The organism is uncultured Phocaeicola sp. (assembly GCF_948499155.1).
Classification (GTDB): Bacteria; Bacteroidota; Bacteroidia; order Bacteroidales; family Bacteroidaceae; genus Phocaeicola; species Phocaeicola faecalis.
This window is the reverse complement of sequence record NZ_CAOOSE010000012.1, coordinates 83,617-97,427: the sequence shown is the minus strand read 5'-3', so window position 1 is coordinate 97,427 and position 13,811 is coordinate 83,617. Positions and strand designations below refer to the sequence as shown.

The window sequence follows — 13,811 nt, the reverse complement described above, 5'->3', positions numbered from 1 at the left end:
TAAGTGGGGATACCTGTCTTCAGGTTTCCGATGCCACACCTCCCTTATGTACCAGTGGGCGGGTACTGTATTTGTTATTTTGTTTTACCGATATGTGTAGGAGACGGGAGCCGCCTCCCACATGGGATTAAGTATCAGGAACATCTTGGGGTGTTCAGATTACCACTCCAGTTCGTAGTTGTCAGTGACGACGCGCCACGAGAGGATCTTGATCTCTGCGGCTATATAGTGGTCGTTCTTCTCCGGCTTTTCGGGATAGATGACCTCCTCTGGATCGTAAACGGGGGTGCCGAGGCCTGCAATCTTTGTGATGTTGACCTTGTAGATGTGGTTTCGCACAACGCCCGTCATCTTGGAGTCGGTGATGTGCTTGATTTCATCGTAATAGTAGGTCATGCCCGAGTTCCACACGAGGCCCCAGTCTACAACATCCTTGTTTTTAAGGGCATTGTTGATATCAGATGCTGAAGCTGTGGGATTTTCCACGGAGGGTTCGTTATTGGTATACCAAATCAGGTTCGCTGCGGCATCGGTGAGCTGTGCGTAAACGTAGCAGTTGTTGTTGCTGTCTTCCTGAGTCTTTTGGTCAGCCTTGACAATTTTGATATCGCCGGCGTCAATCTGGCGGAAGGTGGTTAGTGCATTGTCGCTTTCGCCGGTGGTCTCCTTCACATAGTATTTCTTGCCGCTTGCTTCGAGTCGTTTGAGGATGCTGTTCTTGAGGGACTTGAAGTTTTCGTTCTCATCGGAACTGCTGGTGACATCAGCGAAATGCACACCCAGGTGCCGAACAAGGGTGAGAGCATTGCCATTCTCGTCACAGATGTTGCCATTGATGATGAACTTGGTCTTGTTTAGTTGTTTCCCTGCAAGTTGGCCTGCGTTTTCATTGGTGTACAAATGCGGAGGGGTAGTCCAATCCATCTCGGGGATGTCGGTGTACTTGTGGTATTGGTTCGCTGCATTTTCTGCATTGATTGCCCAGAAGCTACGGTAGGAGCCTTTCCACCAGTTGCCGTCCCAACTGGCATCGATCTTCTTCACAAGTCTGCCTTTGTCGGTTTCGGCGGTGAGCCCCCAGCCTTTAATTTCCAAATAAACATTTATCTGTTGTCCATCAACGCCGGGAACTTTGACAGCGTTGCCGTCTTTATCCTTTATCTGCATCCTATGGTTGGAGTCAAGGAGATCGCCAAAGCCAAGGCTTACTTTAGCCACGCTGCGTTCTACATAGAGGGTTACAGGGTTATCTTTTGCATCCGCTTCCGTGGTGCACAGATTTTTGGCAAGGATGGGCTGGGTCACAATCTCGTCGGAGCCCTCGGCGTATACCGAGTTGAACATCACAAATTGACCTTCTCTGGTGAAGTTGCCATTTGCGTAGTCTGCAGCGACAGACTGCAGCTCGGAGAGACTTCTGGATTTGGCATTCTCTGTGGGATTGAGCACGGCGGCAATCCTCTGTGGCACTTGGTCACCGGCAGGCGTCCTGATCACAATGGTCGCCGAGAGTTTCTTCTCGATGTCGGGATTAGAACCCGGATTAACGTCATCTTTGCCGGGAGTCCAGTCGTAGTAGTTGACATAGGAGCTACCGTTGAGCTTCACGTTGGCGGGACCGCCGGTTTCGGTGAAGAAGTAGAAGCGCACCTTTGTTACCTTGTTTTCCTCGTCGGTGCCGTCTTCGTAAGGAGAGATGGCTCGTGTGCCGTTGCCGTAGGACACCAAGTTTACGTTAATGAAGCTGCTACCGCTGCCTTTACCGTTGTCCTCACCCCCCGGAACAATCTCTTTCTGTGAGCATCCTACCAAGAACAGGGATGCCAGTACAGACATGAATAATAAATTTCTTTTCATCGTAGATAAATTTAATAATGTCTAAAAATATATTTCTTCTCTCTTGGTTTATATGATTGATTATTTCAGTCTTTCGTCCAGCTCTTCCAGCGTGCGCGCCGCCTTTTCCAGCCCCATCTCTTTTGCCTTGCCGAGGTACCGTCGCGCCGTGTCATAATCTTTCTCGCGCACGGCCAACGCACCCCGCGCATAGACCGCTTCGGGTGAATCACCCGCCTTGGCGAGATACTTACGTGCCATCGCGAAATCATCCCGGCGAATGGCAGCATTAGCAGCGTTCAAATTGGCGGTCTCATCGTTGGGGAACATGCGCACGGCTGTTTGGAAGACATCCGTGAACTCGTCTGTGCCAGGCTCATATTTCCCGGCAACGAGGTAAAATTCGTTTAGGCTCAATTTCTGCGGCTGTTCAGCCATGATGCGCCTTATTTCCTCCACTTCGCTGAACATGCGGATATTGTAGTCTATGCGGTAGTCCGTATGACGTAAAGCGGGGTAGAAGTTCTGCAACATGAAGCGGTACTCCTGCGGATAAGTGCGCTTGATTTTTGCTTCTTTGGCATCCGGTTCCATGTCGCTGTCAATCAGTGCCAGAATCTCCGTGCGGTGGTTAATCTTCGACTGTTCCACGTGACGGCGCAATCCGGCCCAGTCTTCGGGCTCGTAATCAGTTTGGATAATGTTGTCTGCAAAATTGTACAATAGCCCTATGTGCTTTTTAAGTGCGGTTGTACGTCCAATGGCAAGTTGCGTGTTGTGTTTGTAAGGGCTCTCTGGCGAGGCATATCCCTTCAACCATACGGAAGTGATGGTGACATCCTTGTCATTGCGCACGGAGTCAATGGTCGCCTGTATTTTACCCAATTCAGCCGTATTGCGGCGGTAATCGGGATAGATTACCGTCTGATTTACCGGGAAGTCTATGAAAGCCGTCCCCGACAATGAGCGACTTTTCATGATTTCTACTTTTGGCTGCACGAATACCAGTTCGGGAAAAAACGCTTCGTGATATCTTCCCAGCTCGCCTACGTATTGCGCCACTATGGTTTGACAACATCCCCAGTCGCTACGATGGAACTTAAGTGTGGCTCCATCCATCCAATCTTTGTAGAGAACAAAGTTGTCGTACTCCAATTGTTCCGGCTTTTTCGATGCCCGGAATGACTTCTCCGATTCGCCTGAGATGGTGCTTATGCCGTTTCGTACATAGTAATAATATCGTCTTCGTCCGTAAATGCCTATCGACGGCAAGTCCACAGAATCCGCTCCGTTGACTAATCGCGGGGTAAGCACTACGGCACGGTTGACGTCCACGTCAAGTGCAGTCAAATCGACTCCCATTTCAACGGTAAGATATTTTCCTTCACGGCTCATTTCGAAATGGTTCACCGTTACGCCGGGTATCATTTTGTCGTTATCATTTTGCGCTACCGCTCCGGACATATTTCCCATGCCCAGTATGGTTGCCAGTATGAATATTATCCTTTTCATGTTCGTTGCTATTTTAGAATAGATAAACCAGGTTAATGGCCGCTTTCGTGGGACCCACATAATGGTGCGGCTTGTTGCTCTCTATCTTTTTGCCACAACCGGCACAGTTGAAACGGTCGTAGCGGGTGTAAGAATATCCGAAACCGATTTCCGCCTCCAGATTCCAATGGCGGCTCAGAATCCACGCATAGCCGTATGCCACTCCCGCACCCACGAACCATCCCTGATAACGTGTATCCTTCAATTTGCGTGCGTCTGTCCCAAACAGGTTTATCTTTCCGTTGAATCCTCCCATATTGTATTGTCCTCCGTGCACATGTGCTCCTACGAAATGTCCGGCGAAACGGTCGCAAAACCAATATCTGGCTTCTGGTTGTATTGCCCAGTGCTTCCAACGTTTGTCATTTGCCAGTGTCCAGCCATTGAATTCTCCGCTGACATCCAGCGTCCATTGCGGTGCAAGCCCAACTTCTATCCCTAAGTTAATGTTCAGGAAAGCATCTGAAAGCAGGTTGGTTTTCCCTACAATTTTTTGCGCATCAAGCTCTTGTAGGAACCCTGTTGTAAGAATTGTTAACAATAAGAATATACGTTTCATTTTATTTAATATATTACCTGAATCAATTTTTGCAAACGTTTGATATATAAAATATTAAATATTCTCTTTGTAAGAGTGAACGATACAGAATTAATTGCTTGGAAATAAGAACTTTATTCTACTGTATTTATTTTGTTTGCTCAACAATTATTTCATCATGCATAACAAATTTGTTTGTTCATAGAATTATTTTATTGATTTTATTGGCTTATTTGCAATATATTTCGTACTTTTGCATCATTAAACATCTCTTACAAAGAGAGATTTTATTTGCTCAACAATTATTCTCTTACAGAGACTTCAATATCAGGCTGTTAGCTTTATCTATCGCCATATTATCTAATGAGTCGAGATAAATTCGGGTAGTAGCCTCTGAATCATGTCCCATTCCTTCACTGATAACCGATAGAGGAATATTTTTGCTTTTGGCAATACTCGCCCATGAGTGGCGCGAGCAATATAGGGTCAGGGGAATAGAAAGTCCTAGTTCCTGACCGATAATTTTTAGGTTTCGGTTTATGTTATGTCCGGCATAAATATACTGTGCCCGTTCCTCTATTTTTGAACCTTGTTTGATAATGGGAAGTAGATAGATGGAGTTTCCTGTATCGTATTTATCCACAATCTTCTGCATCGGCTTCTCCCACTTGATGAATAGTTGCTGTCCCGTCTTTCGGCGACGATAGGAAAGAATACCGTTGGCAAGGTCTTTTTTTCGCAAGTATGCCATATCTACAAGTGACATTCCACGAGTGTAGAAAGAAAAAAGAAACATATCCCTTGCAAAGTCTGCCGATGGATTGAGTGACAAATCCATTTCCTTAATCTGCTTGATAACCCTTAATGAGACGGCTCTCTTTACAGTCTTGTCTACGCCTGTATAGACATGTTTGAACGGAAACCGTTGCAATATTATCTCTTTTTCCACCGCACGATTGTAGACTGCTCTCAGATTGCGCATATAGAATGATGAACTGTTGGGACTTACTCCGTTTGTTTTCAGATAGGCTTCGTATGCCAGCATCATATCGGAATCCACTTTATCCAATAAGATGTCCTTATCCTCGCGGAAACGGCGAAAGCTGTTGAGTGTGGTGTTATATGCTTCAGAAGTTCTTATCTTACCCAACTTTTTTAAATTGGCAATGACTTTCTCCATGAATCCGAAGAAAGAGTTTTGGGGATTGAAGGAAACGAATGTCGATACCACATCATCCGAAGTATACGACTTTCTCTGCTGTTCCAGCGATGCTATGATTCGTTGGAATTTTCGTGTGTCATTTCCTATATTCTCTCTTATCTCAAATAAATAATCTTTTCTCGTTTCATTAAAACGAGACACTACAACCTCTGACAAGTTACTGTCCCATTCACTCTCATAGATTTGGTAGTGCGTCTTTATTTGACGGACTACACGATTATGAATCACTTGATAGAATATTGTTCCTTGTCTGCCCTCTACAGTAGAAGGGCGGAATTTAATTTTCAAACTTGCCATACGCTTACTTTTTATATTTATCTGTTGGGGTTGGTTTTCTCTTGATAGCCTTTGCCTTGTTATCCAGTTTCTTTTCAGTCTGGTTATAGATTCCGCTTTTGATATTCTTATGGAGGATAGCTCTTAACAAGGATTTTATCTTTTTCCTGTTTTCAATTATAGTTTCCGTGTTACGGCTTAATAATATTCGAGCACCATTAAAATGTCGTTTGGATGTTTTGGGGGCTTCTTGTTGTATGGCAAAAACAACCTTGTCAGTACTGTTGTTTACTTCGGAATTGTTTTTTGCCGATTGAGGTATGAATAAACCGTTTACTTTATGCTCGGTTCTCTCCAAATGTCCGTAGATGTTTTCTATGAATTCTTTCTGTCTCATAATTTTATTAATTTAAATTTTCTATATTTGAATAGTTTCATATAATCAGAGGTTCTACAACACCCTTTAAATTATTCTTTTTTTAATCTTACCAATTATAACTACCTCCTTTCCATTTGGTTTATATTCGTTCATTATCACTGCAGGTTTTCGGATATTTCCGTACTCGTCAAATCCTCTCATTGTTCTTTGCTAAAGTGTTTTCTTGTTGTCATAGTTTTGATTTTTTTATAGGTTTATACAGTGGCCTTAGTATATAGGCCAATTATCGATAACAAAGAAAGTGTGTATGCAGCACATTATCAAGCAAATGGCATTGATATGATAATTATGATTGATTCTGCTTTTGGCTATTGAAACAACGGTGAAGGGTATTATGATTTGCATTGATTGATTTGTGCGATATCACACGTACGTCTGCATGGAGCCACACATACGTACGTGTAGGGCTATGCGAACGTATGTGTAGGGCTATGCGAACGTACGTGTAGCGCAATGCATACTAACGTGTGAAGTGTCCACCCAAAAGACAAGGGTGTTTTTCTGAAAAAGCAAGAGCTTTCTTAAAAAGATAAAGGTCTTTTTAAAAAAGAATAGGAGCTTTTTTTAAAAGACAACGAGCTTTTTTAAAAACGTCTTGGTCTTTTTTATCGCTGCCGAAACTTCTCAGTCGTTATATTCCATGGAAGCACAAACCCTTTACGTGCACTTTTTGCAAGGAAAACGTCTGAAAACGCCTTGTTTTATGTCAAGTTGGAACAGTCTATAAAAAAGGATATATAACTGACAGAAAGCGTGTTATGCAGAAATATGCTTCAAAACGTGGTGAGAGCATGAGAGTATAAGTGATGGAACGTATTTTTACTCTAACGGCATAAGTCGTTTATAATTAACCTGTTATGCATAGCATGAGAGCATAAACACCTCTAACTTTCTAATAGGAAAGACTGATACATTAAGAACACTTCCGGAAATTGTTCGGAGAACTAAATGATTCTTTATTCTTAGATGATGTAAACTATCTGCTTGAATTTAACAGCCCCACAGGGTTTCGGATTGACCGAATGTTCGACTACTTCCATAAATGAGAGGAGTTATAAAAAGAAAAAGTCTCTGAAATTCAGAGACTTTTTAGTGGACCTGGAGGGAGTCTCTCGAACCTTTTCATAAAATATCAAATCCTATCAAATATCAGATTATTAAATACTTATATTTCTTCACCTTTAATCTAAATATCTCTTAATATCATTGCATATATCAATTCTTGGGTGTACTTTTGGGTGCAACTTTTCAAATACACCCAGTTTATGAATATAAAGAGAAACATCATTTTCGCATTGGAAAGCCGTAAGAAAGATGGCGTTCCCATTACTCAAAATGTCCCCATCCGTATGCGTGTCATTTTTGCAAGCCAACGCATAGAGTTTACAACGGGCTATAGAATTGATATAGAAAAATGGGATGCGAACAAGCAGCGAGTTAGAAACGGTTGCACTAATAAGCTAAAGCAAAGTGCGTCTGAAATCAATGCCGAATTATTGCGGCAATACACCGAAATACAAAATGTATTCAAAGAGTTTGAGGTACAAGATGTAACGCCCACCCCTGCACAAATTAAGGAAGTATTCAACCTAAAAATGAAAGGGGAAAAAGAAAATCATGAAGAAAAGCCAAAAGCAGAATTGGACTTCATGAAAATTTTCGATGAGTTTGTAGCAGAATGTAGCAAGCAAAACGACTGGTCGTCCTCTACTCTTAAAAAATTCGCCACGGTAAAAAAGCATATTGCCACTTTTGACCCAAGCACGACATTTGATAGCTGGACGGAAAAGCACTTCAATGAGTATATTGACTACTTGCGAAGCGACAAGGATATGCGCAACACTTCCATAGCCAAGCAAATCAAGTTTCTGAAATGGTTTTTGCGTTGGGCTAACCGAAAAGGGTATCATCAAAATATGGCTTATGACAAATTCATGCCCAAGATGAAAAGTGCCCCGAAAAAAGTAATATTCCTTACCCGAAGCGAAATGGATAAAATCAGAGCTTGCCAAATCCCTGCCACCAAACAGTATCTTGAAAGGGTCAGAGACGTACTACTGTTCTGTTGTTTCACAGGATTACGCCATTCAGATGTATATAATTTGAAACGTAGTGACGTTAAAGATGAACACATAGAAGTTACTACCATCAAAACGGCAGACAGCCTTATTATTGAGTTGAACGACCACAGTAAGGCTATACTTGAAAAATACAAAAATATTCCATTCAAAAACGATAAGGCACTGCCAGTGGTAAGCAATCAAAAGATGAACGAGTATTTGAAAGAATTAGGAGAATTGGCAGAAATAGATGAACCAGTACGGGAAACCTATTACAAAGGAAACGAGCGAATAGATGAAGTAACACCCAAATATGCTCTGCTATGTACCCATACAGGCAGACGGACATTTATTTGTAATGCCTTGGCTCTTGGTATTCCTGTACAGGTAGTAATGAAATGGACGGGGCACAGCGACTATAAAGCCATGAAGCCCTATATTGACGTGGCGGATGAAATCAAAATTAATGCAATGAACAAATTTAATCTCTTATAACATGAACGAAATAACATCAATGATACCCCAATACGGAGAACTTAACAGAATGTACACCGATATACTGTCCGGCAAAGGTTTCTCTTTTGAAAAGCAGAAGTTCATTTCCGACTTCTACAAGCAGCATGAGGACACACAAGCGTTTGAAACTTCCCTTATCGGCATGGTGCTTGAAACGGGTACGGAACACCGTTCCTTATTGCTGAACAGCTTGAAACGGGAAATAGAAAGCAACATATCCATATACAACGCTAACCAGCCCCGGCTTGACAATATCGACACCTGGCTTATCAGCCGTGACCATGCAGACCGCTTCGACTGGAGCATTGATAACCAGATGAAAACGACAAGGGAGTACAACAAGGAACTGATGGAAGCGAATGGCTCACTGGAAGCAATGGTGTACAGGGCGCACGACAGACAGGAAGAAGAACTGCTGAACCGAAGATACGAACGGTGTAAACGGGAATATGAAAAGGAAAAGGCGAAACTGGACGAACTGTACGACAAAAAGAAACAAGCCACAAAGGAAGCACTGTCATGTTCAGAGAACCGTTTCAAGAATATGTATGAACTTGGCTGCAACCTGTTGGCTATACTTGAAAAGTACATGACCGACCAAAAGAGAAAGGAAACGGATGCTCCCGATGTTTCTGCAACAGTCCCTAATCCCGACACCACACCCCAAAACCTGTCCGCATATTTTTCCATGAAGCTGATATCTGCCGTTTATGAAATGTGCAACGGGAAGCAGTTCGAGGATATTTCAGAAGCGGACTTCTACGCCAACATGAATTTGCAGCCCAACGGCAGCAAGCTGAAAATAAGACCGAGGGAAAAGGCACGTGTCTGTTATCTCATCTTCCTTATGGGGGAAACATTGCCCAAGCAGGACAGGGAAAGCTGGAAAGAGACTGTCATGGAATTGTTGGGAATAGAGGAAAGCTACTACAAATCCAAATACAAAGAACCCGTTTCGGATTTTCCGAGTGATACGAACCAAGAGTTCGCCAAGAAAATGAAGACCGTGTTCAGATAACGTATGATACGTTCCGATATTCCACGACACAACCACTTTTACCACTCAAAATTTAATTTACCACTTTTCTTTATCTTCTGATACAGTGTGAGATAGCGTGATGTTCAATTCACGCTATCCACATCCTTACCACCCATACCCGAAGCTAACTTTGCACTGTTCGAACGAGACAAAAAAGCCTGTGCGCAGGGCTTGCAGTACAAACGTTAATTTCATCCTATGGAACTAAAAGAACTTTTATCGAAACCTGTATGGCAAATGACAGGCGAGGAATTTATCTTCCTGAACCGCCACGCATCTACGGACAGCGAGGCAAGGACACCGCAGCCCGTAACCGATACGGACAAGAAATATGTGTACGGAATAAGCGGCATAGCCCGTTTGTTCGGATGCAGCATGCCCACTGCCAACCGCATCAAGAAAAGCGGAAAGATAAGCAAGGCTATCACGCAGATAGGGCGCAAAATCATTGTTGACGCTGAACTGGCTCTTGAACTGGCTGGTCACAAAAGCGGAGGACGCAAATAAAAGGAGACGTTATGGAGTACAGAGAAAGAAAATCCATCACGCCCGAAGAGGCGGTGGTACTTTGGCAAGCCTCACGGCTGAGCCTTTCGAAGACCTACGAGAAAGCCCCCGAAATACTCAAAGTGCATAATTCGGTCATCGGCACGCTGGGCAACTTCAGCGCGTCAATCGGGAAAGCCAAGAGCAAGAAGACGTTCAATGTCTCCGCTATCGTGGCGGCGGCACTGACAAACGGGATTGTGTTGCAGTATGCTGCAACACTACCCGAAGACAAACGTAAAATACTTTATGTGGACACCGAGCAAAGCCCCTACCATTGTCTGAAAGTGGCAAGGCGCATCCTTCGTATGGCAGGACTTCCAACCGACAGGGACAATGAGAATCTGGAATTCCTTGCGCTACGCAAGCACACGCCCGAAGAACGCATCGCCATTGTGGAGCAGGCAATCTACCGTACCGATAACATCGGGCTGGTGGTCATTGACGGCATTAGGGACATGGTGTATGACATCAACAGCCCGAGCGAGGCGACCTGCATCATTTCAAAGCTAATGCAGTGGACGGACGAAAGGCAGATACATATCCATACCATCCTGCACCAGAACAAGGCGGACGAAAACGCAAGGGGGCATATCGGTACGGAATTGAACAACAAGGCGGAAACCGTGCTGCTCGTGGAAAAGGACGAAAAGGATACGGATGTAAGCACGGTACGGGCGGCACATATCCGGGCAATGGACTTCGAGGCGTTCGCTTTCCGCATCAATGAAGAGGCGTTGCCCGAATTGCTGGACGGGTACAAGTTTCAGAAGAAAGAGCCGGGCAGACCGAAAAAAGAGAAGTTCGATGCTTATCGGGACATCACCGAACATCAGCACCGCATTGCCTTGGAAGCGGCTTTCACGCTGAAAGACGAATACGGCTATCAAGAACTTGCGGAAGCCTTGAAAAGTGCCTATGCCTCTGTCGGTGTGCCGCTTAGTGACAACAAGGTGGTCAGTCTGATTACCACATTGAAAAACAAGCGGATGATAGTGCAGGAGAACGGGAAGAAGTACAGGTTCATGCCCGATTTCCACTATTAGCCGCGTACCAAAACCACTTTACTTTATTCCCAGTGCCTATATATTGGGAATAAAGCGAAGCGGTTCGAAACACCGACAAAGCACTTTACTTTATTACCGTACCCTATATATACGGCAGTAAAGTAAAGCGATTACAGACCGTACTCTGTAAAGATATACGGGCGAAAAGAAAAAAAACATATTCATCCAAAAACAAAAAACGAATGACAATAACCGATGTAAAGCAGATACGCATTTCCGACTATCTGTACAGTTTGGGGTACAGCCCCGTAAAACAACAGGGCGGCAATCTTTGGTACAAGTCGCCTTTCAGACAGGAGAGCGAACCGTCTTTCAAGGTGAACACGGAACTGAACCTCTGGTACGATTTTGGCGCAGGCAAGGGCGGCAATATCATTGCACTGGCGCAGGAACTTTACGCTTCCGATGATTTGCATTGCCTTTTGGAAAAGATAGCGGAGCAAGCGTCCCATATACGCCCCGTGTCTTTCTCTTTTGGGCAGCAGTCCTCTTCACAGCCGAGCTTCCAACAGTTGGAAGTCCGTGACCTTGTCCATCCTGCGTTACTCCGTTACCTGCAAGGGCGAGGTATCAATATCGAACTGGCAAAAAGAGAATGCAAGGAACTCCACTTCACGCACAACGGCAAACCTTACTTCGCCATCGGCTTCCCGAATGTGGCTGGCGGCTACGAGGTGCGCAACTCTTTTTTCAAAGGCTGCATCGCACCGAAAGACATCACCCACATACGGCAACAGGGAGAGCCAAGGGAGAAATGTTTGGTATTCGAGGGCATGATGGACTATCTTTCGTTCCTCACACTGCGCATGAGGAACTGCCCGACCATGCCCAACCTTGACGGGCAGGATTATGTCATACTCAACTCCACCGCCAATGTGACGAAAGCCCTTGACGTGCTATATCCGTACGAGCGCATCCATTGCCTGCTTGACAACGACCATGCCGGGTGGAAAGCGACACGGGAAATCGAAAGGGAATACTCCTGCCGTGTGCGTGACTTCTCACACGAATATCGGGGGTATGCGGACTTGAACGACTACCTGTGCGGAAAGAGACAGGAGCAGGGTTTGGATTTGCCACAACAGGGCAAGCAAGACCGACCATCCGAGCAGCAGGAGCAAGAACCGACCATGAAGAAAGGCAGGAGATTCAGAATGTAGGCGTATGTTGTCCGAACGGCTTTTTGAAAAAGCCATAGCTCATTAGGGCATTTTCTACACGCAATGCAAGGCATCGCTAAAAATGCCCCAATGAGCCATAGGGGTTGCACCCCTTTGGAAACCCCGTGAGCCATGCGGCATGACAGCAGGGCAAGTGGAATTATCAACCTAAAAACAGAACAGAGATATGGGATATGCAGTTTTGCATTTGGAAAAAGCAAAGGGTGCGGACAGCAAGATGTCGGCACACATAGAGCGCACGAGCCATCCGAAAAATGCGGATGAAACCCGTACGCATCTGAATCGGGAACTGGTACAGTTCCCCGAAGGAGTGAACAACCGTACCGAGGCGATAGCCCATCGGATAGGAAACGCAGGTATCAAACGGAAAATAGCCGACAACCAGGTAAGGGCTATCCGTGTATTGCTGACCGGAACCAACGAGGATATGAAACGGATGGAAGCGGACGGGGCACTCGGCAACTGGTGCGACGACAACCTGAAATGGCTGCGTGAGACTTTCGGAAAGGACAATGTGGTTTCGGCAGTCCTGCATATGGACGAGCAGACACCGCACCTGCACGCAACTGTTATACCAATAGTGACGGGGGAACGCAGGAAAGCCAAGCTGGAACAGCAGGACGGAAAGAAGAAATACCGCAAGAAGAATCCACAAGCGACAAGGCTCTGTGTCGATGACGTGATGACACAAAAGAACTTGAAGCGTTTCCAAGACACCTATGCGGAAGCTATGGGCAAGTACGGACTGAAAAGAGGTGTGGACGGTTCGGAGGCAAGGCACATTTCAACAGCGCAATACTACAAGGAATTGATAGAGCAGCAAGGCAGCCTGCAGGAGAACATAGGCAACCTGTTACAACTGGAAGAGGAAGCGCAGAAAAAGTTGAAGCAGGTGAAAGGGGAAATCAACACACAGAAGATGAAGAGTGCTGCTGTGAACGCAACGACAGCCATAGCGGACGGTGTCAGTTCTCTTTTGGGCGGCAGCAAGGTCAAGAGGTTGGAAGCGGAAAACGGTCAGTTGAAGCAGGACATTGCCGATTTGCAGGAACGGGTAAAGGTTGAACAGGCGGAACAGAAAAACATGGAACACCGCCATTGCAGCGAAATTAACAAGATTTACAGGGCGCACCAACAAGAGACCATGCAGTATGATGAAAGGCTGAAACGGATAGACACCTATTTCCCTCACGTCAAGGAACTGCTACCCATAGCCGACCAATGCAGGGAAATGGGATTTACGGAGGAAATGACAAGGCAGCTCGTATGTTTCAAGCCCGTAGGGTTCAGAGGAAAGCTCTATTCAAGGGAGCATGGAAAGGAGTTCAAGACGGAACATTCAACGGCAACCATAGAGAGAAATCCGCAACAGACCGGGAAATTCAGACTGTGCATTGACGGTATGCCGATACTGGAATGGTTCAAGATGAAGTTCCAAGAACTCAAAGAGAAACTGACCACAAGTAGTATACTGAGAAAAGAGAATATGCCCAAGAAGGGACTGAAGTTATAACTTGTGAAAAAATAAAGAGCATAATAC

Annotated in this window: 11 protein-coding genes; 6 read left to right on the top strand and 5 right to left on the bottom strand. The window is 45.0% G+C overall.

Annotation, left to right across the window (positions count from 1 at the left end):
* Nucleotides 1-159: 159 nt before the first annotated feature.
* From QYT14_RS10625 to QYT14_RS10605, 5 genes are all read right to left on the bottom strand, one after another.
* Entirely contained in the window at nt 160-1,857 is a 1,698-nt protein-coding gene (locus tag QYT14_RS10625) for an Mfa1 family fimbria major subunit (RefSeq protein ID WP_288325742.1), read from the bottom strand.
* Nucleotides 1,858-1,917: 60 nt separating this feature from the next.
* Nucleotides 1,918-3,348 carry a DUF3868 domain-containing protein gene (locus QYT14_RS10620; protein WP_288325743.1) on the bottom strand — a complete coding sequence of 477 codons (1,431 nt, stop codon included), beginning with the start codon at nt 3,346-3,348 and terminating at the stop codon, nt 1,918-1,920.
* Between the two features lie 13 nt (nt 3,349-3,361).
* Nucleotides 3,362-3,946 carry a DUF3575 domain-containing protein gene (locus tag QYT14_RS10615; RefSeq protein ID WP_237039864.1) on the bottom strand — a complete coding sequence of 195 codons (585 nt, stop codon included), beginning with the start codon at nt 3,944-3,946 and terminating at the stop codon, nt 3,362-3,364.
* Between the two features lie 289 nt (nt 3,947-4,235).
* Nucleotides 4,236-5,444, bottom strand: coding sequence for a site-specific integrase (locus QYT14_RS10610; protein ID WP_237039863.1), 1,209 nt, complete (start codon nt 5,442-5,444; stop codon nt 4,236-4,238).
* A 4-nt stretch (nt 5,445-5,448) separates the two neighbouring features.
* On the bottom strand, nt 5,449-5,820 hold the full coding sequence (locus QYT14_RS10605) for a hypothetical protein (protein WP_288325744.1): 372 nt from the start codon (nt 5,818-5,820) through the stop codon (nt 5,449-5,451).
* A 1,307-nt stretch (nt 5,821-7,127) separates the two neighbouring features.
* On the opposite strand from QYT14_RS10605, the gene QYT14_RS10600 reads away from it, so the two are divergent.
* The 6 genes from QYT14_RS10600 to mobV all read left to right on the top strand — a co-directional run bounded on the left by QYT14_RS10600 (nt 7,128) and on the right by mobV (nt 13,784).
* Entirely contained in the window at nt 7,128-8,417 is a 1,290-nt protein-coding gene (locus QYT14_RS10600; RefSeq protein ID WP_118221114.1) for a site-specific integrase, read from the top strand.
* 1 nt (nt 8,418) lies between these two features.
* The gene (locus tag QYT14_RS10595; RefSeq protein WP_182423602.1) at nt 8,419-9,456 is read left to right on the top strand and encodes a hypothetical protein; all 1,038 of its coding nucleotides are present in this window, start codon (nt 8,419-8,421) and stop codon (nt 9,454-9,456) included.
* A 219-nt stretch (nt 9,457-9,675) separates the two neighbouring features.
* Nucleotides 9,676-9,984 (top strand): DUF3853 family protein, encoded by a 309-nt coding sequence (locus QYT14_RS10590; protein ID WP_082788004.1) that lies wholly within the window; start codon nt 9,676-9,678, stop codon nt 9,982-9,984.
* Between the two features lie 11 nt (nt 9,985-9,995).
* Nucleotides 9,996-11,069, top strand: coding sequence for an AAA family ATPase (locus tag QYT14_RS10585; protein WP_118220821.1), 1,074 nt, complete (start codon nt 9,996-9,998; stop codon nt 11,067-11,069).
* 203 nt (nt 11,070-11,272) lie between these two features.
* Nucleotides 11,273-12,250 carry a toprim domain-containing protein gene (locus tag QYT14_RS10580; protein ID WP_279187246.1) on the top strand — a complete coding sequence of 326 codons (978 nt, stop codon included), beginning with the start codon at nt 11,273-11,275 and terminating at the stop codon, nt 12,248-12,250.
* A gap of 187 nt (nt 12,251-12,437) precedes the next feature.
* Nucleotides 12,438-13,784 (top strand): MobV family relaxase, encoded by a 1,347-nt coding sequence (gene mobV / locus QYT14_RS10575; protein WP_234242684.1) that lies wholly within the window; start codon nt 12,438-12,440, stop codon nt 13,782-13,784.
* Nucleotides 13,785-13,811: the final 27 nt, after the last annotated feature.

Bases quoted from the DNA above. Each gene is read 5' to 3' on its own strand.
- QYT14_RS10620 (WP_288325743.1), bottom strand. From the start codon at position 3,348: ATGAAAAGGATAATATTCATACTGGCAACCATACTGGGCATGGGAAAT.
- QYT14_RS10590 (WP_082788004.1), top strand. From the start codon at position 9,676: ATGGAACTAAAAGAACTTTTATCGAAACCTGTATGGCAAATGACAGGC.
- QYT14_RS10625 (WP_288325742.1), bottom strand. From the start codon at position 1,857: ATGAAAAGAAATTTATTATTCATGTCTGTACTGGCATCCCTGTTCTTG.
- QYT14_RS10600 (WP_118221114.1), top strand. From the start codon at position 7,128: ATGAATATAAAGAGAAACATCATTTTCGCATTGGAAAGCCGTAAGAAA.
- QYT14_RS10610 (WP_237039863.1), bottom strand. From the start codon at position 5,444: ATGGCAAGTTTGAAAATTAAATTCCGCCCTTCTACTGTAGAGGGCAGA.
- mobV (WP_234242684.1), top strand. From the start codon at position 12,438: ATGGGATATGCAGTTTTGCATTTGGAAAAAGCAAAGGGTGCGGACAGC.
- QYT14_RS10615 (WP_237039864.1), bottom strand. From the start codon at position 3,946: ATGAAACGTATATTCTTATTGTTAACAATTCTTACAACAGGGTTCCTA.
- QYT14_RS10605 (WP_288325744.1), bottom strand. From the start codon at position 5,820: ATGAGACAGAAAGAATTCATAGAAAACATCTACGGACATTTGGAGAGA.
- QYT14_RS10580 (WP_279187246.1), top strand. From the start codon at position 11,273: ATGACAATAACCGATGTAAAGCAGATACGCATTTCCGACTATCTGTAC.
- QYT14_RS10585 (WP_118220821.1), top strand. From the start codon at position 9,996: ATGGAGTACAGAGAAAGAAAATCCATCACGCCCGAAGAGGCGGTGGTA.
- QYT14_RS10595 (WP_182423602.1), top strand. From the start codon at position 8,419: ATGAACGAAATAACATCAATGATACCCCAATACGGAGAACTTAACAGA.